The following is a 25,990-nucleotide window of genomic DNA, read 5'->3' on the forward strand; positions in this document are numbered from 1 at the left end:
ATCGAAACGGCGTCAATGCGCCTCAGGCGGACGGGGCCATGAGCTGGGTGTCGGCAACGTGCGCGCGGATCTGGGCGCGCACGGCTTGCAGCGTGGCGGCGTCCTGCCCGCGCTTGGGGATGATCACGCCCTGCAGGGTGCCGAGGATGACGTAGAGATGTTCGGGGGTTTCTTCGACCCGCCGCACGTCGGTCCACGCCATCTGCCCGGAAGCAGAGGCGGTGCTGTCGGTGACGCCGTCGGGGCCGAAATCAAGTTCGTGCCGCCCCAGATACAGGGTGTCCGGCTGCTTGGCCAGCATGCGGCGCGTGTTCATCCGCACGAGTCCGGGCAGCACGTATTCGTAGGCCAGGGCCAGCAGCGCGAGGATGCCCAGCCCGACCGCCAGCCCCTGGAAATACACCGGCAGGATCGCGCCCCAATTGGGTCCCTTGCCGTCCCAGGTCTGCCAGATCAGGTACGCAAGCAGCGCGACGATCATCAGGATGCCGAAGCGCAAATGAGACCGGTAGCGGCGGCGGCGAAGTTCCGGCCGTTTGTACACATAGGCGGCAAAATCCGCGTAGTCGTCGGCGGTCAGGTCGACGACCATGCGGGCTTGCCCGGGCGCGGACGGCGTCATCAGATGTCGAGCTCCGCCAGGTTGCCCTTTTCTTCGATCCACGCGCGGCGTTGCGAGGACTCGCCCTTGCCCATCAGCATGTCGAACATGCGGGTGGTGTCGTCGGGCGTCTGGTCGCCGTAGCCCACGGGCAGCAGGCGGCGCGTGTCCGGGTTCATGGTGGTTTCCCACAGTTGCTCGGGGTTCATTTCGCCCAGGCCCTTGAACCGGCTGACGGCCCACGCGCCTTCGCGCACGCCTTCCTTGCGCAGCTTGTCCTGCGCGGCCTCGAGTTCGCCTTCATCAAGACAGTAGATCTTGCGCGCGGGACGCTTGCCTTGCGCGGGCACATCCAGGCGGAACAGCGGCGGCTTGGCGACGTACACGTTGCCAGCCTCGACGAGCTTGGGGAAGTGCCGGTAGAACAGCGTCAGCAACAGCACCTGAATGTGCGAGCCGTCGACGTCCGCGTCCGACAGGATGCAGATGCGGCCGTAGCGCAGGCCGGACAGGTCGGGCGTATCGTTGGGACCGTGAGGGTCGACGCCGATGGCCACGGAAATGTCGTGGATCTCGTTGTTGGCAAAAAGACGGTCGCGGTCGACTTCCCAGGAATTGAGCACCTTGCCGCGCAGCGGCAGGATGGCCTGGAATTCCTTGTCGCGGCCCATCTTGGCCGAGCCGCCGGCCGAGTCGCCCTCGACCAGGAACACTTCGGTGCGTGTGGCGTCGCTGGACTCGCAGTCAGTCAGTTTGCCGGGCAGCACCGCCACGCCGGAGCTCTTGCGCTTTTCGACCTTCTGGGCCGAACGCTGGCGCGCCTGCGCCTGCCGGATGGCCAGTTCCGCGAGCTTCTTGCCGTATTCGACGTTGCTGTGCAGCCAGAGGTCGAGCGCGCTCTTGGAAAAACCGCCGACCAGCCGCACGGCGTCGCGGCTGTTCAGGCGTTCCTTGATCTGACCCTGGAATTGCGGGTCCAGCACCTTGGCCGACAGCACGAAGCTGGCGCGGGCGAACACGTCTTCGGGAAGCAGCTTCACGCCCTTGGGCAGCAGGCTGTGCAGTTCGGCAAAGCCCTTGACCGCGCCGAACAGGCCTTCGCGCAGGCCGGATTCATGCGTGCCGCCGGCCGGCGTGGGAATGAGGTTGACGTAGGACTCGCGCACCGCGTTGCCGTCGTCAGTCCAGGCCACCACCCATTGGGCGCCCTCGCCTTCGGCGAAGTTTTCGTGGTCGGCGCCCGCGTACTGTTCGCCTTCGAAGAACGGCACCATCAGTTCGGCGCCCGCCAGGGCCTCGGCCAGGTAGCCGCGCAGGCCGTCCTGATACTGCCAGGTCTTGGTGTCGTTGGTTTTCTCGTTGACGAGCGTGACCTTCACGCCCGGCAGCAGCACGGCCTTGCTGCGCAGCAGATGCGTCAGCTCGCCCAGCGGGATATTGGGGCTGTCGAAGTATTTGGCGTCCGGCCAGACGCGCACGCGGGTGCCGGACTTCTTGCGGCCGCCCTGATCGTAAGGCGCCAGGGGTTCGGCGACGTCGCCGCCCTTGAACACCAGGCGGCTGACGGCGTTGTCGCGCCAGACGATGACTTCCAGGCGGGTGGCGAGCGCGTTGGTGACGGACACGCCGACGCCGTGCAAGCCGCCCGAGAAGGCGTAGGCGCCGCCGCCCGCCTTGTCGAACTTGCCGCCCGCATGCAGGCGCGTGAACACGAGTTCGACGACGGGCGCGTTTTCTTCGGGGTGCAGGCCGACGGGAATGCCGCGGCCATCGTCCTCGACGGACACGCTGCCGTCTGCATGCAACGTGACCTGGATCTGTTTGCCGTAGCCGGCCAGGGCCTCGTCTGCGGCGTTATCAATGACCTCCTGCACGACGTGCAGGGGGTTTTCGGTGCGGGTGTACATGCCCGGGCGCTGCCGCACGGGTTCCAGCCCCTTCAGGACGCGGATGGACGCCTCGTTGTAACGTGGAGTGGCCAAGTTATCCCCAACATCTGTGGAAAAAAACCGACATTTTACGGATAAGCCTAGATTCTGCGCGGCTCCGGGTGGGATGCGCACGACCTGACCAGGTCCGATTTCGGTAGGATGATGACAGTCACAACCGCCGATCCGGGCTTTGACTTCCCGGACCGCGACAGCTGCGCCGCAACATCCTACACAAAAACCTGCAAACCCTGTTGTTATTAACAGTGGTATGCCTGTTGTTATTGACAGTGGTATGCTTGAGTCCATTCCACAAACAAGAACAACGGCAAGGCGCGTTTTCACGCGCCTTTTGCTGCCGAACCGAGAATCACCATCATGAGCGACCAAATCAAGAACGTCAGTGACGCCAGCTTCGATGCCGATGTGTTGAAATCCGGCCAGCCGGTGCTGGTGGACTACTGGGCTGCCTGGTGTGGCCCCTGCAAGATGATCGCCCCGATCCTGGAAGAAGTCGCCACCGAATACGCTGGCCGTCTGACGATCGCCAAGCTGAACGTGGACGAGAACCAGGGCACCGCCACCAAGTACGGCATCCGCGGCATTCCGACCCTTATGCTCTTTAAAGACGGCCAGGCTGCCGCCACCAAAGTTGGCGCGCTGTCGAAGTCGCAACTCACCGCATTCCTGGACGGCGCGTTGTAAATCGCGTGCTGTAAACGAGGGCGCCGCCGCATAGGCGGCGCTCATTCAGTACCGCGCGAGCCCGTCCGTGGCGCGCCGCCAGACCCTCCTTTACTTTTCCCCCAACACTCACCGCGATGCACCTCAACGAACTGAAGGCGCTGCACGTCTCGCAGCTGCTCGAAATGGCCGCTGGCCTGGAAATCGAGAACGCCAACCGCCTGCGCAAGCAGGAACTGATGTTCGCCATCATGAAGCGGCGCGCCAAGCAGGGCGAGCAGATCTTCGGCGACGGCGTTCTTGAAGTCCTGCCCGACGGCTTTGGTTTCCTGCGTTCGCCGGAAACCTCGTATCTGGCCAGCACCGACGACATCTACATTTCTCCGTCGCAGATCCGCCGTTTCAATCTGCACACCGGCGATTCCATCGAAGGCGAAGTGCGCACCCCCAAGGATGGCGAGCGCTACTTTGCCCTGGTGAAGGTGGACAAGGTCAACGGCGTGGCCCCTGAGGCGATCAAGCATCGCATCATGTTCGAGAACCTGACGCCGCTGCATCCGAACCGCGTCATCCGCCTGGAACGCGACATCAAGAGCGAGGAAAACCTCACCGGCCGGATCCTCGACGTCTTCGCCCCCATCGGCATGGGCCAGCGCGGCCTGATCGTCGCCAGCCCCAAGTCCGGCAAGACGGTGATGATGCAGCACATCGCGCATGCCATCACCACCAACTATCCCGACGCGGTCATGATCGTCCTGCTGGTCGACGAACGCCCGGAAGAAGTGACCGAAATGCAGCGCACCGTGCGCGGTGAAGTGGTGGCGTCGACCTTCGACGAGCCCGCCACGCGTCACGTGCAAGTGGCCGAAATGGTCATCGAAAAGGCCAAGCGCCTGGTCGAAATGAAGAAGGACGTCGTGATCCTGCTGGACTCGATCACCCGTCTGGCCCGCGCCTACAACACCGTCGTGCCGGCTTCCGGCAAGGTGCTGACCGGCGGCGTGGACGCCAACGCCCTGCAACGCCCCAAGCGTTTCTTCGGCGCGGCGCGCAACCTGGAAGAAGGCGGCTCGCTGACCATCCTGGGCACCGCGCTGATCGAAACCGGCAGCCGCATGGATGAAGTCATCTATGAAGAATTCAAGGGCACCGGCAACTCCGAAGTCCACCTCGAGCGCCGCCTCGCAGAAAAGCGCGTCTACCCGTCCATCAACCTGAACAAGTCGGGCACCCGCCGCGAAGAGCTGCTGATCGCCCCGGACCTGCTGCAGAAGGTGTGGGTGCTGCGCAAGTTCATCCACGACATGGACGAAGTCCAGTCCATGGAGTTCATCCTGGACAAGATGCGCGCCACCAAGACCAACGCCGAATTCTTCGACATGATGAAGAAGAAGTAAGCGGAACGTCCGCGCCAAAGAAAGCCGCCCTTGCCAAGGGCGGCTTTTTTCATGGGCGGCGGCTCAATGTTCGATGAATTCCGGCATCCGGCGCGGCGTGGCATTCGCGGGGCGCGGCGTCTGCTTGGCCGGTTCCTTGCCGGCTTCGATCGGCTCGATGCTGGGATCGTCCCAGCTGCCTGTGACGGCGTATTCCATGGTCATCGCGCGGGCGAGCGGCTGCTTGAGCAGCCATTGCGTGACAAAAGCGCCCAGGCCGATCAGCGGATTGACGGCCAGAGCGGTGACCATCGCCGCGCCGCTGGCGTCCAGATTCGGAATCACCACCGCTTTCATGTCCCAGCGTTCCTTGACGAGGTTCACGCCTCCGGCCAGGACGATGGCCGCGACCGGCCCGTTGATCTTGTAGCCTTCGGTGGTCAGCATGCCGTCGGCCACCTTCACGTTCCCGCGAATGGTGTCGAACGGAAAGCCGTCGCGCAGCAGGTTGGTGGGATTGACGTCCAGCCGTGCCAACCGCTGCAGCGATTGCAGCGACAGCAACTCCAAGAGGCGCGCGGTGCGGGAATTCACGTGCATGAAGCGGCCGTTGTCCAGGCTGACGACCACGTCCCCCACCACGTCGGCAATGTTGTGTGTCCACGGCAGATTGCGCCAGGTCGCCTTGCCCTGGATCGTTCCCTTGCCGTTGGACACCACGTTCTCGAAGCCGATCCGGCTCATGAAGTCACCGACGTTTTCCAGCTTCAGCAACGCGTCGACGGTCAGGCCGCGGTTCGGACCTTCCAGCCCCCAACTCCCCGTGGCGTTCAGGGCCGCCGAATCGTTGGTGATGGACAGCTTGTCCAGCCGCCACTGCCGTCCGCGTTCCAGATTGGTGCCCGTGACCTGTAGCGCCCCCAGGTTCTTGCCGTACAGCATGAACTGGTTGGCTTGCAGGTCGATGGCGGGAATGTCGGACAGGTCGTTGCCGGACGCCAGCGCCTTGTCGGCCTGATTGGCGTCGCCCTCGCCCGCGATCGACAGATGTTTCAGGCGAGCGGTGATCTGGCCGGCGATGGCGCCCTGCGCCTCACGCCACTCCAGCGTGCCCGCCGCCTGCCGCGATTCCAGTTCGACGCGCCAGCGCGCCGGCGCGGGACGCGTGGCGTACAGCGTCAGGTCATTGAAGGTGAAACCGCTGGCGTGCAGCACGCTGGCCGCCAGGCTGATGCGCTCGGGTTGCGGCAGGATGGGCTTGGTGGGCGGCCTGCCCTTGACGGGCGGCTCGTCGAATCCGTCCGAAACCTTTTCCCAGCCGTCCATGTCCAGCTCGGGGAGGCTGGCGTTCAGGCTCAGCCCGCGTTCCGGCAGGCTGGCTGGCCGCCCGACGCCCAGCGCCCCGCGCGAAAAATACGACGACGAGCCATCGCCCGGGTCCCGCTCGAACAGCGCATTCACGTTGTCGCCCAGGCTGGCCGTGAGCCAGCGCCGGTCGCGCGCGCCGCGGTCCTGTGCCGGCGACCATTGCAGCTTCAACAGCTGCGCGGACTTGGCGGGCTTGCCGGCCGGCGCGGGCATGTCGATCGCCATGCCGACCAGGTCGGACTCGGCCGAGATGTCGATCGCACCGCCCTTCAGGTAGATCAGCCGGCCCTTGTACGCCGCACGGCCGGTAAAGCGCGACATCGACGGCGCGCGGCTCAACTGCGACAGGCCGGGCCCCGATAGCGTGCCGTCAAAACGCAGCGCGTCCGTGCCTTGCGCCAGCGTGCCGTAGATGTTGACGGGGCCGCCCAGGAACTGCGCGCGGATGCCCTTGGTCTGCACGCCTTTCTCCGAGAATTCCAGATCACCGTGGATCTGGCTGAGCACCGGGATCTCGGGCATGAAGCTGAACGAATTGTCCGAGAACTTGATGCGCCCCACCACTTGCGTGTCATCGGTGTTGAGCAGCGGCACGGTCAGATCGAGCGGCATGCGCCAGTCGCCGGTGCCGTGCGCCTCGTCCAGCGCCCCGTCCAGCAGCTCGCCAAGCGGAGAATTCGCCGCCAGCGCCAGGTACGCCGCCACCGGCCCGGAGGTGTCGCCGGTGACGCGAAGCTGCGAGTCGTGCTCCATGTTCGGAATGGCGGCTTTCACCTTGCCCAGCGTGACGGTATGTCCCTGCCCGGTATGGGCCACAGCGCCGCCCGCGCTGTCCAGCGCCAGGCTCACCTTGTCGATGCGAAAACTGCCCGACAGGTTTTCAAGCATCGGCCAGCCCTTGTGGTGCTTGCGCGCCGGCGCGTAATCGACCTTGGCGCCGGAATAGTTGCCGGCGATGACGAACTCGCCGGTCGAGCCCGGTGCGCCATACGGAAAGTCGTCCAGATCGCCCTTGAGCGTGATGGCCGCCGAATGCATCTGCCCGGCGGGCAGGCCGGTCGCCAGCCATTCACGGGCGTCCGCATTCACCTCGAGCGGCAGATACCGGTGAATGGCCGACATCGACCCGCGGACCATCGTGCCGCGCACGTCGACGCTGCCCGCCGCGGTCTTGCCTTCGGGCCGCCATTGGCCTTGCAGGCGTGCTTCCAGGTCTTCATTGGCAAGGCGCAACTGCGCCACGTCGACGAACCAATGCGCCGGATCCGGCCCCTTGACCTGGGCATCGAGCTCCAGGTCGTCGGCCCGTAGCGTCGGCGTCTCGAAGACGCCGGGCAGCGTCACGCGCAGTTGATGCACCGCGCCCTTGACGGCCACGTCAGGCGCGCCCTTGCTGCGCCCCAGCGGCACGCCTTCGATCTTCACGTAATCGCCAGGCCACAGGGAAAAGCGCAACTGCCCCGAGCCGCTCTGGACAGCTGGGCCGTCCGGCGCCGCAATCCAGGACACGCCGCGCACGGCGACATCGCTGGTCAGTTCGGTGAACTTGCCGTGATCCAATTGCCACCACGCCCGAGCCGCCAGCCGGCCGGCGACCGCGGGCACGTCGATCCACGGCGCCCAGGCCTGCGGCTCCACGTCGTCGGCCTGCGCAAAAATCTGGCCGCTCCAGTTGGCGGGCTTTTTGGCGTCGACGCCAAACAGTCCACGGTTGAATTCCCCGCGCAGTTCCAGCTTATGCGCCAGCGCGGGCCCTGCGGAGGCCTGCAGCACGAACCGGTGCGACAGGCTGCCATTGCGCACCAGGAAGTCGACGCCTTCCAGTGTCAGTTCCGGCGCCTGGCGCAATTCGTCCTGCCAGCGCAGCGTGGCGTCGCTGACCAGCAGCTCGCGCTGCGCCGCCAGCCATCGCAGGCCCGGATGATTGAGATCGGAGGCATGGTCGCTCGCATTCAGGTCGATGTCCTGACCGGCGACCCACAGATGATTGGACGCGTCCCGCCGCAGCGTGAGTTCCGGCTTTTCCAGCCGCAGCCGCACCAGCGTGGGCGACAGCGACAGCAGGCTGCGCCATGCCACGACCGCGGACACGGACGGCAGGCTCAATACCGGATCGGCCTCGTCGTCGTAGACCTGGACGGCAGCGAGATCGAGCCTGGGATTGAGCCCTTGCCAGTTCGCCTTGATCGCGCCGATCGTAACGCGGGCGCCCAACGCCTGGCTGGCGTAGGCTTCGATCTGAGGGCGCCACTGATCCACCCGCGGGAGGACCCAGTAGCGCACGCCCAGAAACCCGATGGCGACGACGCCATAGACGGTCAGCGCGGCCCAGAACAGGCTGCGGAGCACTTTTTTTGGAACAGACACGGATCAGTGGGCAGGAGGAGATGTCTTGCAGTATCGTCCCCACTTATACCTGAAACACGTCCATCCGTCTGCCGCCCTTTGCACCATGTCGAAACCATCCTTGATCGCTCCCGCCCTCGCCTGGTCCGGCCATCTGCGCCGCCGCCTGGACGCCCACCCGGACCTGGCCGCCTGGTTGGACGAGGCCGTGAAACACCCAGTGACACCCGACCTGATGGCGCAATGGCAGAACGAACTGGCCGGCCCCGCCTCGGCCGCCTCCGCCGCCTTGCCGGTGGACGTCTGCCGCATGGTGCTGCGAAAGCTGCGCGAACGCGTCTTCAGCGTGCTGATCGTGCGCGACCTGACCGGGCAAGCGCCGCTTGAAGAGGTGGTGGGCGCCATGACCACGCTGGCGGACATGGCAGTGGCTGCCGCCTACCGCAGCGTGGCGGCGGAACTGTCGGCCGTGCACGGCATGCCGCGCGACCCGGCCACCGGCAAACCGCAGGAGATGCTGATCGTCGGCATGGGCAAGCTCGGCGGCTGCGAGCTGAACGTCTCGTCCGACATCGACCTCATCATGCTGTACGGCGAAGAAGGCGAAACCGACGGCCCGCGCCGCATCAGCCATCACGAGTTCTACGGGCGCCTGACCCGCCGCATGATGCCGGTACTGTCCGAGGTGGACGCCAACGGCCAGGTGTTCCGCACCGACCTGCGCCTGCGCCCGGACGGCGACGCCGGTCCGCTGGCCTGGAGCCTGGATGCCCTGGAGCACTACCTGATCGGCCAGGGCCGCGAATGGGAGCGCTATGCCTGGCTGAAAGCGCGGCTGATGCCCGCGCAGGCGTTCGAAGACAGCGACAGCGCCGCGCAGGCCCGGCAACTGGAAAGCCTGCGCGTGCCCTTCGTCTACCGCAAGTATTTCGATTTTGACGCGCTGGCCGCGCTGCGCGCGCTGCGCGAGCGCATCCGCCAGGACTGGCAGCGCCGCGCGTCGGCGCGCAATGGCATCGACAGCGCCAACAACATCAAGCTGGGCGACGGCGGCATCCGCGAGATCGAGTTCGTGGTGCAGCTTGCGCAATTGATTCGCGGCGGCCGCATGCCGGCGCTGCAAAAGCGGGGGCTGCTCGAGGCGCTGCATGCCGAGTGCGTGGCGGGTCTGATCCCCGAGGACGATGCCCGCCGGCTGGAAGAGGCCTATCGTTTCCTGCGCCGCACCGAGCATGCGCTGCAGTACCGCGAAGACGAGCAGACCCACCTCTTGCCCGGCGACCCCGACCTGCGCGCCGCCCTGGCCGCGGCGCTGGGGATGACCGCCGAAGACTTTGAAAACACCTTGGCGGCACACCGCGAGTTCGTGTCGCAGACCTTCCGCAACGTCTTCCGCATGGTCGGCATGGGCGAGGAAGAAGCTGCACCCGCCACCGCCCCGGACGCCACCGCAGACGCCACGCCGTCCAGCCAGCCCGAGCCTGACAGCGAATGCGAACTGAGCGAGCAGATCCGCCAGGCGTTCGGCAACGATGCAGACGATCTGCTGCGCCGCGCCGAGACGCTATCGGGCAGCCATCGCGTGCGCAGCTTGCCGGAAAGCAGCCGCCGCCGTATGGAGGTCCTGCTGCCGGCCGCCCTGCGCGCGGCGCTGCAGACGCCGGCGCCACATGAAGCGGCGGTACGCCTGTTCGACCTGATCGAAAAGATTGCGCAACGCAGCGCGTACCTTGCCTTGCTCGCCGAATACCCGGACACGCTGGCGCGCGTGGCGCGCATGGTGGCCGCCAGTCCGTGGGCCGCGCAGTACCTGACGCAGCATCCGCTGCTGCTCGACAGCCTGATCGACTGGCGCACGCTCTTCGAGCCGCTCGACTTCGGCCAGATTGCCCGGCAGCTCACCGCAGATATGGACGCCTGCCGCCTGCCGGACGGCGAACCGGACGTCGAACGCCAGATGAACCTGATGCGCGACGCGCAGCGCCAGGCCAGCTTCCAATTGCTGGCGCAGGACCTGGAAGGCGAGCTCACCGTCGAAAAGCTGGCCGACCAGTTGTCGGCGCTGGCCGACCTGCTGCTTACCGAAACCATCCGTCGCGCCTGGCCGCTCGTGAACAAGGTCCCGGGCGCCGAGCCGCACTTTGCCGTCATCGCGTACGGCAAGCTGGGCGGCAAGGAACTGGGCTATGCGTCCGATCTTGACCTGGTGTTCCTGTTCGACGACCCGCGCGACGACGCGGCGGAGGTCTACGCCAAGCTGGGCCGGCGCATGTCGTCCTGGCTGTCGACCATGACGTCCTCGGGCCGGTTGTACGAAACCGACCTGCGCCTGCGGCCCGACGGCGACGCGGGGCTGCTGGCGGTCTCGCTGGAGGCCTTCGAGCAATACCAGCACAAGCACGCCTGGGCGTGGGAACACCAGGCGCTGACCCGGGCGCGTTTCGCGGCGGGCGACGCCAACCTGGGCCAGCGCTTTGAGAAGATCCGCGAGGACATCCTGGTGGCGCCGCGCGACACGGCCGCGTTGCGCAACGAGGTGCTGGCGATGCGCGAAAAGATCAATGCCGGCCATCCCAACACCACCGACCGCTTCGATCTGAAGCACGATCGCGGCGGCATGGTCGACGTGGAATTCGTGACGCAGTACCTGGTGCTGTGCCACGCGGGCACGCATCCGGTGCTGGTGCGCAACCTGGGCAACATCGCGCTATTGCGCCTGGCCGGCGAAGCCGGGCTGATCCCGCCGGACCTGGCGGCGCGGTCGGGCGACGCCTACCGCACGCTTCGGCGCGTCCAGCACCAATTGCGTCTTCAGGGCGTGGAAAAGGCCCGCGTGGCGCCCGACCAGTTGCAGTCAGAACGGGCCGCGGTCCGCGAGCTCTGGACGACGGTGCTAGGCTGATGGCAACTCGTCGTAAAATAAGGGTTTTTCCGCTTTTGCCTGACCGCCATGTCTGAACTCGTCCGCCCCAAACTCGACCTGCCCGCCGGCCGCAGCAAGGTGCTGATGCATTCGTGTTGCGCGCCCTGTTCCGGCGAGGTCATGGAGGCCATGACGGCCTCCGGGATCGATTACGCGATCTACTTCTACAACCCGAACATCCATCCGGTCAAAGAGTACGAAATCCGCAAGCAGGAGAACATCCGCTTCGCCGAGCAGCACGGCATCGAATTCATCGACGCCGACTACGACATGGACAACTGGTTTGACCGCGTCAAGGGCATGGAAGACGCGCCCGAGCGCGGCGAGCGCTGCACGGCCTGCTTCGACATGCGCTTCGAGCGCACCGCGCTTTACGCGCACGAGCATGGCTTTGACACCATCACCAGCTCGCTCGGGATCTCGCGCTGGAAGGACATGAACCAGATCAACGGCTGCGGCGAACGCGCCGCCGCGCGCTACGACGACCTGATCTACTGGACCTACAACTGGCGCAAGGGCGGCGGTTCGGCGCGCATGATCGAAATCAGCAAGCGCGAGAACTTCTACCAGCAGGAATACTGCGGCTGCGTCTACTCGCTGCGCGATACCAACCGCCATCGCCGCTCGCAGGGCCGCGAACGCATTCACATCGGCGTCAAGTTCTACGGCAAGGAAGACCTGATCAACGAAGAAAATCTCTGATCAGCGGGCGGTGCGCTCTGCACCGCCCATAAAAAAGCCTGGCAGTCCGCGCATCGCGCGTCCTCCAGGCCCGCTGCGGCGCCCCACGGGGCGCCGCAATGCTTTGTGTTGCGATCAGTCCAGCGTCAGCACCGTCGCGCCCGTCGTCTTGCGCGAAGCCAGCGCCGTCTGCGCCTCGCCCGCCTGCTCCAGCGTGTAGCGCTGGTCGATGCGGACCTTGATCTTCTTCTTGAGCACCAGGTCGAACAGTTCTTCGGAGGCCGACTGCAGCTTTTCCAGCGTGTTCACGTGGATGCCCAGCGAGGGCCGCGTCACGTACAGGCTGCCCTTCTGGTTCAGGACGGCCAGGTTCACGCCTGCCACGGGACCCGAGGCGTTGCCGAAGCTGACCATCAAACCGCGCGGCTCGATGCAGTCCAGCGAGGTTTCCCACGTGTCCTTGCCCACGCCGTCGTACACCACGGGCACCTTCTTGCCGCCCGTCAGTTCCAGCACGCGCTCGACCACGTTTTCACGCGAATAATCAATGGTTTCCCAGGCGCCGTTCTCGCGCGCCAGTTCCGCCTTTTCCGGGCTGGAGACCGTGCCGATCAGCTTGACGCCGAGCGCCTTGGCCCATTGGCAAGCGATCAGCCCGACACCGCCAGCCGCGGCATGGAACAGGATGGTCTCGCCGCCCTGCAGGCGGTACGTCTGGCGGAACAGGTACTGCACCGTCAGGCCCTTGAGCATCAGCGCGGCCGCTTCATCGAATTCAATGCCCTTGGGCACCTTGACGACCTGCAGGGCCGGCACGTTGCGAGCCTTGGCATAGGCGCCGATGGGGCTCTGGCCGTAGGCCACGCGGTCGCCCTTCTTCAGGTGCTTGACGTCGGCGCCCACGGCGGTCACCACGCCGGCGCCCTCGAAACCCAGGCCGTGCGGCAGCGGATGCGGATACAAGCCCGTGCGGAAATAGATATCGATGAAGTTCAGACCGGCAGCGTGCTGCTCGATCGTGACTTCGTTGGCGGCCGGCGGCGGTACTTCCACCTCAACCAGCTTCAAAACTTCAGGACCACCGTGCTGCTCGATACGAATTGCCTTGACGAGATTGCTGGCCATGCTGGCCTCCTTTCATTGGAAATAATGCGAATTGACCAAAAATGCAGACTTCACCGCGTGGACTGCCTGTCGTCCTGCGCGGGCGGCGTGCGCATGGCGCCGCCCCCCATCAACGCAAACACCCCCGCCAGCACCAGGACGGTCCCGCCCATCTGCCACACGGTGATGGGCTCGTCCAGGAACCACGAGGCCAGGAACAGCACCGACACCGGTCCCACCATGCCCAGCAGCGAAGCAGTGGGTGCGCCGATCAGCGACACTGCCCACATCAGCATGAATACCGGCACCACCGTGTTCAGCGTGGCGTGAATGATGGAATAGCCATAGACCGCCGCGGGCTGGATCAGCATCGACGGCGGGTGCACGACAAAGAACTGGATGATGCAGGCCACGCACGACACCAGCATGGCATACGCCACCAGCCGCGTCGGGCCGATCCGCTTGATCAGTTCCCCGGAGCAAATCAGGTACACAGAATAGCTTGCGGCCGAGCCGAAAACGAACAAAGACCCTAACAGCACCTCGCCGCCTCCGCCGAAGGACAGGTCGTGCGCAAACACCAGCACCACGCCGGCGTACGACAGCACCATGGCCAGCCATTGCCGGCGCTCGATCGGCCGCTTGAACCACAGGGCCGACAGCAGCACGACGAGCGAGGGAGACAGAAACAGGATCAGGCGTTCGAGGCTGGCGGTGATGTAGCGCAACCCCAGGAAGTCCAGGAAGCTGGACAGGTAATAGCCCAGAAGACCAAGCACGCACACCTGCAGGCGTTCCTTGGTGGTCATCACCACGATCTCGCCCCGCGCCGCGCGGCGCGACTGGCGCCACGCCACCACCGCGAAGAACGGCATCGCGAACAGCATCCGAAACGCGATCAGCGTGACCGCGTCGATTCCGTAGCGGTAGGTGAACTTGACGACGATGGCCTTGGCGGAAAAGAGGATGGCGCCAAGCACCGCCATGGCGATCCCGGCGGCGCGGCTGGAGGCCAGCGGGAGCGCCGTAAGCTTGGCAATACGATTCATGCGATGATTTTAAGTTCACCGCAAAAATAATTGCACGCCTTCTCTGATGCAGACCGCCTCCTTCGCAGCATGACCCGACACCGCGCCCTTACTTATATCCATATTGCCGCCGTGCTATTCGGCCTGACCGGCGTGTTCGGCGAACTGATCCAGGCCAGCGCCGCCGTCATCACGCTGGGACGGGCGCTGTTCGCGGTCGTGGCGCTGGGCATCTTCGCGCGCATGCGCCGCAAGCCGCTGCTGGGCGTGCTGACCCCGGCGCAGTTGTTCGTGCTGGTCCTCGCGGGCGCGCTGCTCGCGGCGCACTGGGTCACCTTCTTCATTTCCGTGAAGGTGGGCGGCATTGCCATCGCGACGCTCGGCTTTGCCAGTTTTCCCGCCTTCATCACCCTGTTCGAAGGCCTCATCTTCCGCGAGCGCGTCCGTCTTGCCGAATGGCTGCTGTTGGGCCTGGTGACCGCCGGCCTGGTGCTCGTCACGCCTTCGTTCAACCTGGCCGACCAGGGCACCATCGGACTCGCGTGGGGCCTGCTGTCCGGCCTGAGCTTTGCCCTGCTGGCCTTGAGCAACCGCCGCTCGGCGTCCGGCATGGATCCGATGCAGGTGGCCTGCTGGCAGAACGTGGTGGTGGCGCTGGTGATGGTGCCCTTCGCGATCGGCCAACTGCCTGCCCTGCCCGCGCTGGACTGGTTCTGGCTCGCGTTACTGGGCGTCTTCTGCACCGGGCTGTCCCATTACCTGTTCGTCTCCAGCCTGACCCGGCTGAACGCCCGCAGTGCGGGGCTGGTGATTGCGCTGGAACCGGTCTATGCCATTGCCTTCGCCTGGGTGCTGTTCAGCCAGGAGCCGACGCCGCGCATGCTGGCCGGCGCTGCGCTGATCGTGGCCGCCATCGTCTGGTCCGGTCTGCGCAAGCAGGCGCCGGTGGCTGAACCCGCGGCAAAGATACAGCCTTGACAATAACTGACTAAGCAGTAAAATGCGCCGCATGACTGCCGCGCCTTCCCTGCCCACGCCCGAATCCTCCGAGTCGCCCGACACCCCGGTCCATTACCGCAACGACACCCGTTGCATGGCCGAAGACAACGCGGGCTACCTCATCAAGCTGGCTTATCACTCCCTGAACCGCATGCTGGACCAGGAGATGGCGCCGCTTGACCTCACCGCCATGCAATGGCGCCCGCTGGCCATGGTGTTTCTGGGCCGTGCCGATACGCCCGCCGAACTGGCGCGGCTCAACGACATGGACACCGGCGCCATGACGCGTGCGCTGGATCGCCTGGAAGCCAAGGGTCTCCTGCGCCGGAACCGCAGCCAGGAAGACCGCCGCGTCGTCAAGATCGAGCTCACCGAACTGGGCGAGGCCAAGGCCCGCGAAATCCCCGCCAACATTGCCCGCGCGCTCAATCATCACCTGCGCGGCTTTTCGACCGACGAGGTCAAGCAACTCATGCACTTCATGCGACGAATGATCGCAAACGGGTCCGCGTCCGGCTCCCCGGCCGACCGCTGACCCCACGCCCCGTGCTGGAGCCGGGGTTTTTATTTGGCATAATCGTTGCCTAGGCAAATACAGATTAATCAATTACTTTCAGCTAACAGTCAGGATGAAACGCCTTTTATCTACCGCATTGGTGCTCGCCCTCGCCGGTTGCGCGCTGATGGAGCCGGCGCCCAAGCCCGTCGCCGCGCTTGATGCCGCCAAGCTCGGGCTGACCGGTCAAGCCACCGAATGGCCCGCCGCCCAATGGTGGGAACGCTACGGCGACCCGCAGCTCAACGCGCTGATGACCGAAGCGCTGGCAAACAGTCCCTCGATGAGCGCCGCGCAGGCGCGCCTGGCCAAGGCCAACGCCGCCGTCGGCATCGCGCGCGCCCCGCTGCTGCCGCGCGTGGACGCGGGCTACACCCTCAATCGCGAGCACCTGTCCAAGGACTACATCTACCCGGCGCCGCTGGGCGGCTCCGTCGTCAGCGACAACCGGCTGGCGCTGGACTTCAGCTACGAGCTTGATTTCTGGGGTAAGAACCGTTCGCGCCTGCAGTCCGCCGTGTCGCAACAGGAAGCCGCCAGCGCCGACGCGCAAGCCGCGCGCAACCTGCTCGCCAGCGCGACCGTGCGCGCCTACCTGAACCTGCAGAACGCGTTTGCCCAGCGCGACGTGCTGAACCGCGTGATCGCACAGCGCGCTGAAGTTCTGTCGCTGACCCAGGGCCGCTACTCGGCCGGGCTGGACACGCAGGTTGAAGTCAAGCAGGCCGAGTCGTCGCTGGCCTCCGGCAAGGTCGAACTGACCCAGACCGACACCACGCTCGCCCAACTGCGTAACCAGGTCGCCGCCTTGGCCGGCGCCGGCCCGCAGCGGGGACAGGATCTGGTTCAGGTGTCACTGACCGCACCGGCCGGCGCGGTCCCGGCCAGTGTTCCGCTCGACCTGCTCGGTCACCGGCCCGACGTCACGGCCGCCCGCTGGCGCGCCGAGGCGGCGCGCCACGCCATCGACACGGCCAAGGCCGAGTTCTATCCCAACGTGAACCTCGCCGCGTTCGTCGGCTTTCAGGCGATCGGCACCGGCAACCTGCTGGGCGCCGACGCCCGCATGGCCGGCATCGGTCCGGCCATCACGCTGCCCATCTTCCACGGCGGAGAACTCAACGCCAATCTCGCGGGCCGCCGCGCCGATGCGGACCTGGCGGTGTCGGACTACAACCAGACCGTGCTGGACGCCGCACATCAGGTCGCCGACGCCCTGGACGGCCTGCGCCTGCTGGACCAGGAAAAGGCCCAGCAACGCCAGGCGCGCGAGGCCATCGAGGCCGCCTACGCCCTGGCCGTCGACCGCTACAAGGCCGGCATGGGCAACTACATCACCGTGTTGATCGCGCAGACCGGCGTGCTGACGCAGGCCCGTCTTGAAACGGACCTGCGCATCCGCGCCTATCAGCTCGACGCCAACCTTGCCACCGCCCTGGGCGGCGGCTATGCGGCGCAGGCCGAGCCTGCCCCGAACTCCATTCATTGAACGATCCCGGATTCAGACGTCATGAACGCTGCCACTCCCACCACCCATCCCGCCCGTAAACGCCTCCTGCTGACGGCGACCGGCGTTTTCATCGTTGCCGGCATTGCCTACGGCATCTGGTGGGCGCTGTTCGGCGCCCATTTTGAAAGCACCGACGATGCCTACGTGCACGGCAACCTGGTGCAGATCACGCCGCAGGTGCCCGGCACCGTGGTGGCCATCGAAGCCGACGACACCGAAACCGTCACCGCCGGCCAGCCGCTGGTCCGCCTCGACCCCGCCGACACCGACGTCGCCCTGCAGCAGGCGCAAGCCAAGCTGGCGCAGACCGTGCGCCAGGTGCAGACCTACTACGTGCAGAACGATGCGCTGGCGGCCGACGTCGACCTGCGCAATGCCGACATCCTGCGCGCCCAGGCTGAGCTGACCCGCGCGCAGAGCGACGTGAAGCGCCGCCAGCAGCTCGCCAAGTCGGGCGGCGTCAGCGGCGAGGAAATCCTGCACGCCGAGGTCGCGCTCAAGTCCGCGCAGTCCGGCGTTGCGCAAGCCAAGGCGGCACTGGCCGCCGCGCAGGCCAAGCTGGCGACCAACCAGGCGCTGACGCAAGGCACCTCGGTGGCCGATCACCCCGACGTGCGCCAGGCGGCCGCCGAGCTGCGCAACGCCTGGCTTGCGCAGTCGCGCACCGTGCTGCCCGCCCCCGTGGGCGGCGTGATCGCGCGTCGCAGCGCGCAGGTCGGCCAGCGCGTCGCCCCCGGCGCCGCGCTGATGACCGTGGTGCCGCTGGACCAGGTCTGGGTCGAGGCCAACTTCAAGGAAGGCCAGTTGCGCAAGATGCGCATCGGCCAGCCGGTCAAGATGGTGGCCGATCTATACGGCAGCTCGGTCACCTACCACGGCACCGTCGCCGGGCTGGATGCCGGCACGGGCGCCGCCTTCGCCCTGCTTCCCGCCCAGAACGCCACCGGCAACTGGATCAAGGTGGTGCAGCGCGTCCCCGTGCGCATCACGCTGGATCCCGAAGACCTCAAGCAGCATCCGCTGCGCGTGGGCCTGTCGATGGACGTGGAAGTTGACGTCGGCAAGGACGATGGCGCCCCGCTCACGCAGGTGGCGCGCAAGGAACCGGCCTGGTCGACCCGCGCCTTCGAGCCCGCCCACAATGAAGTCGACGCAATGATCGCGAAGATCATCGCCGCCAACGTCGCATCATGAGCACGGCCGCCCAGCCCGCGGGCGCCGGCACGCCCCAAGAAGCCGCCCGCCCGCCGGGCACCCATCCGCCATTGGAGGGCGCGACCCGCATCATCGGGTCCATTGCCCTGTCGACCGCGGTCTTCATGAACGTGCTGGACACGTCCATCGCGAACGTGTCCATTCCCACCATCTCCGGCGACCTGGGCGTGAGCACCAGCCAGGGCACGTGGGTCATTACATCGTTTGCGGTGGCCAACGCCATCACCGTGCCGCTGACCGGCTGGCTGACGCAACGCTTCGGACAGGTGCGCCTGTTCCTGATCTCCACGCTGCTCTTCGTGCTGGCGTCCTGGCTGTGCGGCTTTTCGCCCTCGCTCGAGGCGCTGATCGCCTTCCGGGTGCTGCAAGGCGCGGTGGCCGGCCCGATGATCCCCCTGTCGCAGACGCTGATGCTGGCCAGCTTTCCGAAGTCCAAGGCAGGCATGGCGCTGGCGGTCTGGTCCATGACCACACTGGTGGCGCCGGTGGCCGGCCCGCTGCTCGGCGGCTGGATTTCCGACAACTACACCTGGCCCTGGATCTTCTACATCAACGTGCCGGTGGGCCTCCTTGCCGCCTGGATCAGCTGGCGCATCTACGGCAACCGCGAATCCGTCACGCGCAAGCTGCCGATCGACAAGCTCGGCCTCGTCCTGCTCGTGGTCTGGGTAGGCGCGCTGCAGATCATGCTGGACAAGGGCAAGGAGCTGGACTGGTTTGCCAGCCCCACCATCATCGCGCTGGCGGCGATTGCGTTCGTGGCCTTCGTGTTCTTCCTGATCTGGGAGTTGACCGACGCGCACCCCGTGGTGGACCTGCGCCTTTTCAAGGTCCGCAACTTCACGGTGGGCGCGCTGACGCTGGCGGTGGCCTATGGCGTCTTCTTCGGCAACGTCGTGCTGCTGCCGCTCTGGCTGCAAAGCAACATGGGCTACACCGCGACCTATGCGGGGCTTGTGACTGCCCCGGTCGGACTGCTGGCGATCCTGCTCACGCCCATCGTGGGCAAGATGCTGGCCACGCGCGACCCCAGGCAGATCGTCACAGTCGCCTTCCTGATTTTTGCGCTGGTCTGCTTCATGCGCGCGGGCTTCAACACTCAGACGGACGTGCGCACGCTGATGATCCCGACCATCATCCAGGGCGCGGCGATGGCGGCGTTCTTCGTGCCGCTCACGTCGATCACGCTGTCCAGCATGGAGCCTTGGCGCATCCCGGCGGCATCCGGCCTGTCGAACTTCCTGCGGCTGACGGCGGGCGCGTTCGGCACGTCGATTTCGACGACGCTGTGGGAAAACCGCGCAACGCTGCATCACGCGCAGCTGACCGAGATTGCCCGGCCCGGCCAGCAGGCGTTTGACCAGACCATGAACACCTTGCAGAACGGGCTGGGCGTCTCGCAACAGCAAGCGCTCACCATGGTGGACGGGCTGATCAATGCGCAGGCCTTCACGATGTCGGCGACGGACGTGTTCTACGCGTCCGCCATCATCTTCCTGCTGCTGATGGGCCTGGTGTGGTTCGCGCGGCCGCGCCCGTCCAAATCGGGCGGCGGCGGTGCGGGGGAAGCGGCTGCCGGCGCGCACTGACACGAACGGCATCGGCAAAAGCACAAGGCGCCTTGCGGCGCCTTGTTTTTTTCTGATGCTCGGGTTGGCCTGGCGGCGTCCGCACCGCCGGATCAGTCCTTGAGCAGCGTGCGCCAGTCCTTGCGTTCGATGATGTCGGCCGACAACGCGCTGACCGGCGACAGATTGAACACGGACACCCCCCGCGCGCGCCAAAGCGGCGATGCAAAGCGGAAAGACGGTTCGATGTAGCGCGGAAAGTTGCGTGTCAGACGGCTGGTCTGTGGCTTGCCGCCCTCGTCGTAGAAACGCAATCCGCCCTGCACGGTCAGGTCCAGCCCGTGCACGTAGACCTCGCGCACCCCGCCGGACATCAGGACCTGAAGGGCCGCATACGCGACGGTATCGGCATCGAATACCCCCAGCGAGGCATCGAAGCTGTAGCCCAGCCCCTGCTTGGCGTCCAGCAGTTCGACGTCAGCCGAGGCCGCCGCAATGCGCTTGAGCACTGCGGGCGCGGCGCTACGCTCGTAGGCGCGCTTGGATATCAGTTCGATGATGCAGATGCGGCAGCGGATGTGTTCCTGCGCGATGCCCTGCATTATGTAGCGCAGCACCTCCGGAAACACATACAAGGTCAGGTCGCTCGCGACGATCTCTCGCACCAGGTCGATGCGGTCGCGCACGAAGTTCTGGTCGATGATGCAGTAATACTTGAACTTCAGACCGAACTTGCGCGACAGCGCGATGGCGCCATTGACGCCCATCGCCACGCCGATATCCATCCGGTCATAGGGAATCTCGGCGATCGACGGGCCGCTCAGGATCAGATGCACCACCTTGTCGGCGGGGTCGTAGCCTTGGGATAGCGGCGTGACGGGCAGCGAACGACCGAAGGCGCGATACCCGCTGATCGCGCCTTCCTTGTCGCGCCAGATACGGACGAACGGCCACAAATGCTGATTGTGCCGCTGCGTGCGCGAGCGCAGCATGCGAAAAAGCTTGCGCACGAAGCGGTCGGCCCGCCCGCCGCCCACGTGATCGGAGGGGGGAGAAATAATCGAGTCGTTCATCAATTAATCGGACGGGCCTGCCGACAATGCAATCAGCCGGCTCGGACCAGCGCAGCGATCGCGTCGCCGACTTCGGCCGTTGAAGCGTTGCCTTTCATATCCCGCGTCCGCGGACCTTCGGCCAGCACGGTCTCGATTGCCTTGACAACGGCGGCCGACGCGTCGGGATACCCCAAGAAATCCAGCATCAATGCCCCGCTCCAGATCTGACCGATGGGGTTGGCGATGCCCTTGCCATAAATGTCCGGCGCCGAGCCATGCACCGGTTCAAAGAGCGACGGAAACTTGCGTTCCGGGTTGAGATTGGCGGACGGCGCGATACCGATGGTGCCCGTGCAGGCCGGTCCCAGGTCCGACAGGATGTCGCCAAACAGGTTGGAAGCCACCACGACATCGAACCAGTCCGGATGCTGCACGAAGTGTGCGCACAGGATGTCGATGTGATATTTGTCCCAGCGCACGTCGGGATAGTTCCCGGCCATCTCGGCCACGCGCTCGTCCCACCACGGCATCGAAATCGAAATGCCATTGGACTTGGTGGCGGCGGTCAGGTGCTTGCCGCGCTTTTGCGCCAGTTCAAATGCGAACTTCAGCACGCGCTCGGCGCCGATGCGCGTGAAAACGCTTTCCTGGATGACCACTTCGCGGTCGGTGCCCTCGAACAGGCGGCCACCGCTGTTGGAGTATTCGCCTTCGGTGTTTTCACGCACGATGAAGAAATCGATCTCGCCGGGCTTGCGGTCGGCCAGCGGCGACGGCACGCCGGGCATCAGACGCACCGGGCGCAGATTGATGTATTGATCGAATTCACGGCGGAACTTGAACAACGAGCCCCACAAGGCCTCGTGGTCGGGCACCGTAGCGGGCCAGCCGATCGAACCGAAGAAAATGGCCTCGTGCTGGCCGATCTGGTCCTTCCAGTCGTCCGGCATCATCTTGCCGTGCTTGGCGTAATAGTCGCAGCTCCAGTCGAAATGGTCCCATTGGAACTCGATTCCGAACCGCGTCGCCACGGCATCCAGCACCTTCAAACCTTCCGGCACGACTTCCTTGCCGATCCCGTCTCCTGGGAGCACCGCAATCTTGTGTTTCTTAGCCACCACGTCTTCCTTTGGTTTTCATTGATACACCGCCCGCAATGTCAGGCATAAATGCCGGCCACACAATACCCCACTTTACGAAACGGACGGTCGGACTAACCGATACGCCACGTTGCGCCGATGAGGCTTAGCGCCGGCCCTTCGATCCCAGCAACGACCCGAGGATCCCTCGCGTGAGTTCCCGCGCGATGGAGCGTGCCGAGCTTTTGGCAATGGTCTGCACCACGCCGTCGCGTTTGCCGCCCCGCGGTCCGGTCGACCCGAACAGCACGTCCTTCAGGCTGTCCATCAGCCCGCCGCTCTCGTCGGCAGGCGGCTGGGACGTCTTGGCGGACGGCTGCCCGGCCCGGGCCGGAACATCCTTGGCGACCGGAGGTTCTGCCGGCGCCGCCGCGCGGCCCGCCAGGATTTCGTAGGCGGATTCCCGGTCGACCGCCTTTTCATATTTGGGCGCCAGGGGATTGCCCTGGCGCAGCGCCTGACGTTCCGCGTCCGTCGCCGGCCCGATACGGCTGCCCGGCGGCACGATGTAGGCGCGCTCGGTCGGCATCGGGCGGCCCTTGGCATCCAGGAGCGACACCAGCGCCTCGCCCACGCCCAGCTCGGTGATCGCGGCCTCGATGTCCAGGCCGGGATTGGGCCGCATGGTCTGCGCCGCAGTCTTGACGGCCTTCTGGTCGCGCGGCGTGAACGCCCGCAGCGCATGCTGGACGCGGTTGCCCAACTGGCCCAGCACGGTGTCGGGGATATCCAGCGGATTCTGCGTCACGAAATAAACGCCCACGCCCTTGGAGCGGACCAGGCGCACGACCTGCTCGATCTTGGTCAGGAGCGCCTGCGGGGCGTCGTTGAACAGCAGGTGGGCCTCGTCGAAGAAGAAGACCAGCTTGGGCTGGTCCATGTCGCCCACCTCGGGCAGCTTTTCATACAGGTCGGCCAGCAGCCACAGCAGGAAGATGGCGTACAGGCGCGGCGCCTGCATCAGCTTGTCGGCCGCCAGCACGTTGACGATGCCGCGGCCCTGCGCGTCGGTGCGCATCAGGTCGGCAACGTCCAGCATCGGCTCGCCGAAAAATCGTTCCGCGCCTTGCGATTCCAGCGCGAGCAGACCGCGCTGGATGGCGCCGACGCTGGCCGAGGACACATTGCCGTAGCGCGTCTTTAGTTCGCCGGCGCGGTCGGCGACGTCCTGCAGCATCGCCCGCAAATCCTTCAAGTCCAGCAGCAGTTGTCCCTCGTCGTCCGCCACCTTGAAAACCAGGGTCAGGACGCCTTCCTGCGTGTCGTTCAGTTCAAGAATGCGCGACAGCAGCAGCGGCCCCATATCGGTAATGGTGGCCCGCACCGGCAGCCCCTGCTCGCCAAAGACGTCCCACAGGGCGACCGGGCTGGCGCCCCAGGCGGGCTCCGGCAGCCCCAGGTTCTTCAGGCGTTCCTGCAGCTTGGGGCTGGACACTCCCGCCTGCGAAATGCCGGTCAGGTCACCTTTGACGTCCGCCATGAACACGGGCGTGCCGATCCGGGAAAAAGACTCGGCCAGGACCTGCAGCGTGACGGTTTTGCCCGTGCCGGTGGCCCCCGTGATGCACCCGTGGCGGTTGGCCAGGGCCGGCAGCAGCGCCAACTCGGTCTGCGCGTTCTTGGCGATGACAAGGGGGTTGGGCATGGGCGGCTCCGGACCAGGGATCAGATGGATGCCCAAGTGTAGAGCCTGCCGCCCGCCTTGTGCGCGTGGCTATATGGACACAAGCGTCCCTCTTGCCGGACGGGAGGGCCGCCGGCACGGTAAAATGCCGTCTTTGCAGACACATTACCCTGGGAAGCCATGGCCGGACACAGCAAATGGGCCAATATTCAGCACCGCAAAGGGCGCCAAGACGCCAAGCGCGGAAAGCTCTGGACCAAGATCATTCGTGAAATCACCGTGGCGGCGCGCGCCGGCGGCCCCGACCCGGACAGCAACCCTCGTTTGCGCATGGCCTGGGACAAGGCCACCGACGCCAACATGCCCAAGGACAACATCCAGCGCGCCATCCAGCGTGGCGCGGGCGGCGCCGACGGCGAGGCCTACGAAGAAGTCCGCTACGAAGGCTACGGCATTGGCGGCGCGGCGGTCATCGTCGACTGCATGACCGACAACCGCACCCGCACCGTCGCCGAAGTGCGCCACGCGTTCTCCAAGAACGGCGGCAACCTCGGCCAGGAAGGCTCGGTCGCCTTCATGTTCAAGCACTGCGGCCAATTCGTGTTCGCCCCGGGCACCCCTGAAGACAAGGTCATGGAAGCCGCCCTCGAGGCCGGCGCCGAAGACGTCACCACCGACGAAGAAGGCGTGATCGAAGTCGTCTGCGCCCCGTCCGATTACGCTGCCGTGCGCAAGGCCTTCGACGAGGCCGGCCTGAAGGCCGAAGTCGACGGCATCGTCATGAAGGCCCTGAACGAAACCGAACTCGCCGGCGACGACGCCGCCAAGATGCAGAAACTGCTCGACGCCCTGGAAAGCCTGGACGACGTGCAGGAAGTCTATACGACCGTCATTTTCGACGAAGCGCAGTAACTCTCCCTTTCCTGGCGCGCCAGCGGCTCCGTCCGCCTGCGCGCCTCTTCAGACTCACGCAACATGAAACTCCTGGTAATTGGCTCGGGCGGCCGCGAACATGCCCTCGCCTGGCGGCTGGCCCGCTCCCCGCGCGTGCACAAGGTGTATGTCGCTCCGGGCAACGGCGGCACGCAACGGGCCGAGCAGATGGAGAACATCCCGCTCACCAATGCCGAGGAACTGGCCGATTTCGTCCAGCGCGAGGGCATCGCCCTGACGGTCGTCGGCCCCGAGGCGCCCCTGGCCGCCGGTGTCGTCGACGTCTTCCGCGCCCGTGGCCTGAAGATCTTCGGACCCACCAAGGCCGCCGCGCAGCTTGAAAGCTCCAAGGATTACGCCAAGGCCTTCATGGTCCGGCACAACATCCCGACCGCGCGCTACGAAACCTTCACCGACCCGGCCAAGGCTCATGCCTACATTGACCAGGAAGGCGCGCCCATCGTCATCAAGGCTGACGGTCTGGCCGCGGGCAAGGGCGTGGTCGTCGCCGCCACCCTCGAAGAAGCGCACGCCGCCGTCGACGCCATGCTGGGCGACGGCTCCATGGGCGAAGCCGGCGCGCGCGTCGTCATCGAAGAATGCCTGATCGGCGAAGAAGCCAGCTTCATCGTCATGTGCGACGGCCGCAACGTGCTCGCCCTGGCCACCAGCCAGGACCACAAGCGCCTGCAAGACGGCGACCGCGGTCCCAATACGGGCGGCATGGGCGCCTACTCCCCCGCGCCCATCGTCACGCCCGAACTGCATCACCGCATCATGCGCGAAATCATCCTGCCCACCGTGCAGGGCATGACGCGCGACGGCATTCCGTACACGGGTTTCCTGTACGCCGGCCTGATGATCGCCCCGGGCGATGACCCCGACCGCGAAATCAAGACGCTGGAATTCAACTGCCGCATGGGCGACCCCGAAACCCAGCCCATCATGATGCGCGTCAAGAGCGACCTGCTGGATGCCCTCGAGCACGCCGTCGAAGGCACGCTCGACCAGGCTGACATCGTCTGGGACCGCCGCACCGCCCTGGGCGCCGTGCTGGCCGCTCACAACTACCCCAACACGCCGCGCACCGGCGACGTCATCCGTGGCCTGCCCGCCGATGCCGAAGACTGCATGGTCTTTCACGCCGCCACCCAGCTCGATGGCGAAGAAGTCAAGACCACTGGCGGGCGCGTACTGTGCGTCACCGCCCTGGGCGATTCCGTCAAAATGGCGCGCGACCGTGTCTACGAAGCCATTGACCGCATCCACTTCGATGGCCGCCAGTACCGCTCCGACATCGGCTGGCGCGCGCTCAAGCCGTCGCAGCAAAAGCCCAAGTCCAACGCGTAACC

General features: G+C 65.7%; 19 protein-coding genes. 11 read left to right on the forward strand and 8 right to left on the reverse strand.

The features are described 5' to 3' along the window. Positions 1-22 precede the first annotated feature (22 nt). Entirely contained in the window at positions 23-622 is a 600-nt protein-coding gene (locus tag B2W22_RS00465; RefSeq protein WP_175125066.1) for a YcxB family protein, read from the reverse strand. Next, entirely contained in the window at positions 622-2,583 is a 1,962-nt protein-coding gene (gene parE / locus B2W22_RS00470) for a DNA topoisomerase IV subunit B (protein WP_175125067.1), read from the reverse strand. The genes B2W22_RS00465 and parE overlap by 1 nt, the downstream gene beginning before the upstream one ends. Positions 2,584-2,907: 324 nt before the next feature. On the opposite strand from parE, the gene trxA reads away from it, so the two are divergent. Together trxA and rho are read left to right on the forward strand one after the other, a co-directional pair. Beyond that, a complete protein-coding gene (gene trxA, locus B2W22_RS00475) occupies positions 2,908-3,234 on the forward strand; it encodes a thioredoxin TrxA (protein ID WP_006218534.1) in 327 nt (108 codons plus the stop codon). A gap of 116 nt (positions 3,235-3,350) precedes the next feature. After that, positions 3,351-4,610: a transcription termination factor Rho gene (gene rho, locus B2W22_RS00480; RefSeq protein ID WP_043541410.1), complete on the forward strand. Its 1,260-nt coding sequence runs from the start codon at positions 3,351-3,353 to the stop codon at positions 4,608-4,610. Between the two features lie 63 nt (positions 4,611-4,673). Here the strand turns inward: rho and B2W22_RS00485 are convergent, their stop codons facing one another. Continuing rightward, the gene (locus B2W22_RS00485; RefSeq protein ID WP_286935900.1) at positions 4,674-8,306 is read right to left on the reverse strand and encodes a YhdP family protein; all 3,633 of its coding nucleotides are present in this window, start codon (positions 8,304-8,306) and stop codon (positions 4,674-4,676) included. Positions 8,307-8,409: 103 nt separating this feature from the next. Here B2W22_RS00485 and glnE point away from each other — a divergent pair, with 103 nt between their 5' ends. Next, on the forward strand, positions 8,410-11,205 hold the full coding sequence (gene glnE, locus B2W22_RS00490; RefSeq protein WP_286935901.1) for a bifunctional [glutamate--ammonia ligase]-adenylyl-L-tyrosine phosphorylase/[glutamate--ammonia-ligase] adenylyltransferase: 2,796 nt from the start codon (positions 8,410-8,412) through the stop codon (positions 11,203-11,205). A 48-nt stretch (positions 11,206-11,253) separates the two neighbouring features. Beyond that, positions 11,254-11,928, forward strand: coding sequence for an epoxyqueuosine reductase QueH (locus tag B2W22_RS00495; RefSeq protein WP_105238120.1), 675 nt, complete (start codon positions 11,254-11,256; stop codon positions 11,926-11,928). Between the two features lie 114 nt (positions 11,929-12,042). Here the strand turns inward: B2W22_RS00495 and B2W22_RS00500 are convergent, their stop codons facing one another. Together B2W22_RS00500 and B2W22_RS00505 are read right to left on the reverse strand one after the other, a co-directional pair. Then, a complete protein-coding gene (locus B2W22_RS00500; protein ID WP_175125070.1) occupies positions 12,043-13,032 on the reverse strand; it encodes a quinone oxidoreductase family protein in 990 nt (329 codons plus the stop codon). Between the two features lie 50 nt (positions 13,033-13,082). Beyond that, a complete protein-coding gene (locus tag B2W22_RS00505; RefSeq protein ID WP_175125071.1) occupies positions 13,083-14,060 on the reverse strand; it encodes a DMT family transporter in 978 nt (325 codons plus the stop codon). A 69-nt stretch (positions 14,061-14,129) separates the two neighbouring features. Here B2W22_RS00505 and B2W22_RS00510 point away from each other — a divergent pair, with 69 nt between their 5' ends. The 5 genes from B2W22_RS00510 to B2W22_RS00530 all read left to right on the forward strand — a co-directional run bounded on the left by B2W22_RS00510 (position 14,130) and on the right by B2W22_RS00530 (position 19,908). Further along, positions 14,130-15,017, forward strand: coding sequence for a DMT family transporter (locus B2W22_RS00510; RefSeq protein WP_175125072.1), 888 nt, complete (start codon positions 14,130-14,132; stop codon positions 15,015-15,017). A 31-nt stretch (positions 15,018-15,048) separates the two neighbouring features. Further along, positions 15,049-15,573, forward strand: coding sequence for a MarR family winged helix-turn-helix transcriptional regulator (locus tag B2W22_RS00515; protein ID WP_175125093.1), 525 nt, complete (start codon positions 15,049-15,051; stop codon positions 15,571-15,573). Positions 15,574-15,667: 94 nt separating this feature from the next. Beyond that, complete coding sequence (locus tag B2W22_RS00520; RefSeq protein ID WP_175125073.1) at positions 15,668-17,083, forward strand: efflux transporter outer membrane subunit; 1,416 nt, start codon at positions 15,668-15,670, stop codon at positions 17,081-17,083. Positions 17,084-17,104: 21 nt separating this feature from the next. Further along, positions 17,105-18,298: an efflux RND transporter periplasmic adaptor subunit gene (locus B2W22_RS00525; RefSeq protein WP_175125074.1), complete on the forward strand. Its 1,194-nt coding sequence runs from the start codon at positions 17,105-17,107 to the stop codon at positions 18,296-18,298. After that, on the forward strand, positions 18,295-19,908 hold the full coding sequence (locus tag B2W22_RS00530) for a DHA2 family efflux MFS transporter permease subunit (RefSeq protein WP_286935902.1): 1,614 nt from the start codon (positions 18,295-18,297) through the stop codon (positions 19,906-19,908). Before B2W22_RS00525 ends, B2W22_RS00530 begins: the two co-directional genes overlap by 4 nt. Before the next feature lie 92 nt (positions 19,909-20,000). Here the strand turns inward: B2W22_RS00530 and B2W22_RS00535 are convergent, their stop codons facing one another. From B2W22_RS00535 to B2W22_RS00545, 3 genes are all read right to left on the reverse strand, one after another. Next, positions 20,001-20,960 carry a hypothetical protein gene (locus B2W22_RS00535; protein ID WP_239214662.1) on the reverse strand — a complete coding sequence of 320 codons (960 nt, stop codon included), beginning with the start codon at positions 20,958-20,960 and terminating at the stop codon, positions 20,001-20,003. A 32-nt stretch (positions 20,961-20,992) separates the two neighbouring features. Continuing rightward, on the reverse strand, positions 20,993-22,060 hold the full coding sequence (locus tag B2W22_RS00540; protein ID WP_191577066.1) for a tartrate dehydrogenase: 1,068 nt from the start codon (positions 22,058-22,060) through the stop codon (positions 20,993-20,995). 127 nt (positions 22,061-22,187) lie between these two features. Further along, a complete protein-coding gene (locus B2W22_RS00545; RefSeq protein ID WP_175125077.1) occupies positions 22,188-23,726 on the reverse strand; it encodes a helicase HerA-like C-terminal domain-containing protein in 1,539 nt (512 codons plus the stop codon). Positions 23,727-23,885: 159 nt separating this feature from the next. On the opposite strand from B2W22_RS00545, the gene B2W22_RS00550 reads away from it, so the two are divergent. Then, positions 23,886-24,617, forward strand: a complete 732-nt coding sequence (locus B2W22_RS00550) for a YebC/PmpR family DNA-binding transcriptional regulator (RefSeq protein ID WP_175125078.1) — start codon at positions 23,886-23,888, stop codon at positions 24,615-24,617. Between the two features lie 63 nt (positions 24,618-24,680). Continuing rightward, positions 24,681-25,988 carry a phosphoribosylamine--glycine ligase gene (gene purD, locus B2W22_RS00555; RefSeq protein ID WP_175125079.1) on the forward strand — a complete coding sequence of 436 codons (1,308 nt, stop codon included), beginning with the start codon at positions 24,681-24,683 and terminating at the stop codon, positions 25,986-25,988. Positions 25,989-25,990 lie beyond the last annotated feature (2 nt).

Origin of the sequence: Achromobacter sp. UBA4530 (assembly GCF_002388205.1) — a bacterium.
GTDB lineage: Bacteria > Pseudomonadota > Gammaproteobacteria > Burkholderiales > Burkholderiaceae_B > Achromobacter > Achromobacter animicus.

Coding starts and splice junctions, on each gene's coding strand:
- B2W22_RS00465 (WP_175125066.1), bottom strand. CDS start 622: ATGACGCCGTCCGCGCCCGGGCAAGCCCGCATGGTCGTCGACCTGACC.
- B2W22_RS00500 (WP_175125070.1), bottom strand. CDS start 13,032: ATGGCCAGCAATCTCGTCAAGGCAATTCGTATCGAGCAGCACGGTGGT.
- B2W22_RS00515 (WP_175125093.1), top strand. CDS start 15,049: ATGACTGCCGCGCCTTCCCTGCCCACGCCCGAATCCTCCGAGTCGCCC.
- purD (WP_175125079.1), top strand. CDS start 24,681: ATGAAACTCCTGGTAATTGGCTCGGGCGGCCGCGAACATGCCCTCGCC.
- glnE (WP_286935901.1), top strand. CDS start 8,410: ATGTCGAAACCATCCTTGATCGCTCCCGCCCTCGCCTGGTCCGGCCAT.
- B2W22_RS00530 (WP_286935902.1), top strand. CDS start 18,295: ATGAGCACGGCCGCCCAGCCCGCGGGCGCCGGCACGCCCCAAGAAGCC.
- B2W22_RS00525 (WP_175125074.1), top strand. CDS start 17,105: ATGAACGCTGCCACTCCCACCACCCATCCCGCCCGTAAACGCCTCCTG.
- B2W22_RS00495 (WP_105238120.1), top strand. CDS start 11,254: ATGTCTGAACTCGTCCGCCCCAAACTCGACCTGCCCGCCGGCCGCAGC.
- rho (WP_043541410.1), top strand. CDS start 3,351: ATGCACCTCAACGAACTGAAGGCGCTGCACGTCTCGCAGCTGCTCGAA.
- B2W22_RS00550 (WP_175125078.1), top strand. CDS start 23,886: ATGGCCGGACACAGCAAATGGGCCAATATTCAGCACCGCAAAGGGCGC.
- B2W22_RS00510 (WP_175125072.1), top strand. CDS start 14,130: ATGACCCGACACCGCGCCCTTACTTATATCCATATTGCCGCCGTGCTA.
- B2W22_RS00505 (WP_175125071.1), bottom strand. CDS start 14,060: ATGAATCGTATTGCCAAGCTTACGGCGCTCCCGCTGGCCTCCAGCCGC.
- trxA (WP_006218534.1), top strand. CDS start 2,908: ATGAGCGACCAAATCAAGAACGTCAGTGACGCCAGCTTCGATGCCGAT.
- B2W22_RS00545 (WP_175125077.1), bottom strand. CDS start 23,726: ATGCCCAACCCCCTTGTCATCGCCAAGAACGCGCAGACCGAGTTGGCG.
- B2W22_RS00520 (WP_175125073.1), top strand. CDS start 15,668: ATGAAACGCCTTTTATCTACCGCATTGGTGCTCGCCCTCGCCGGTTGC.
- B2W22_RS00535 (WP_239214662.1), bottom strand. CDS start 20,960: ATGAACGACTCGATTATTTCTCCCCCCTCCGATCACGTGGGCGGCGGG.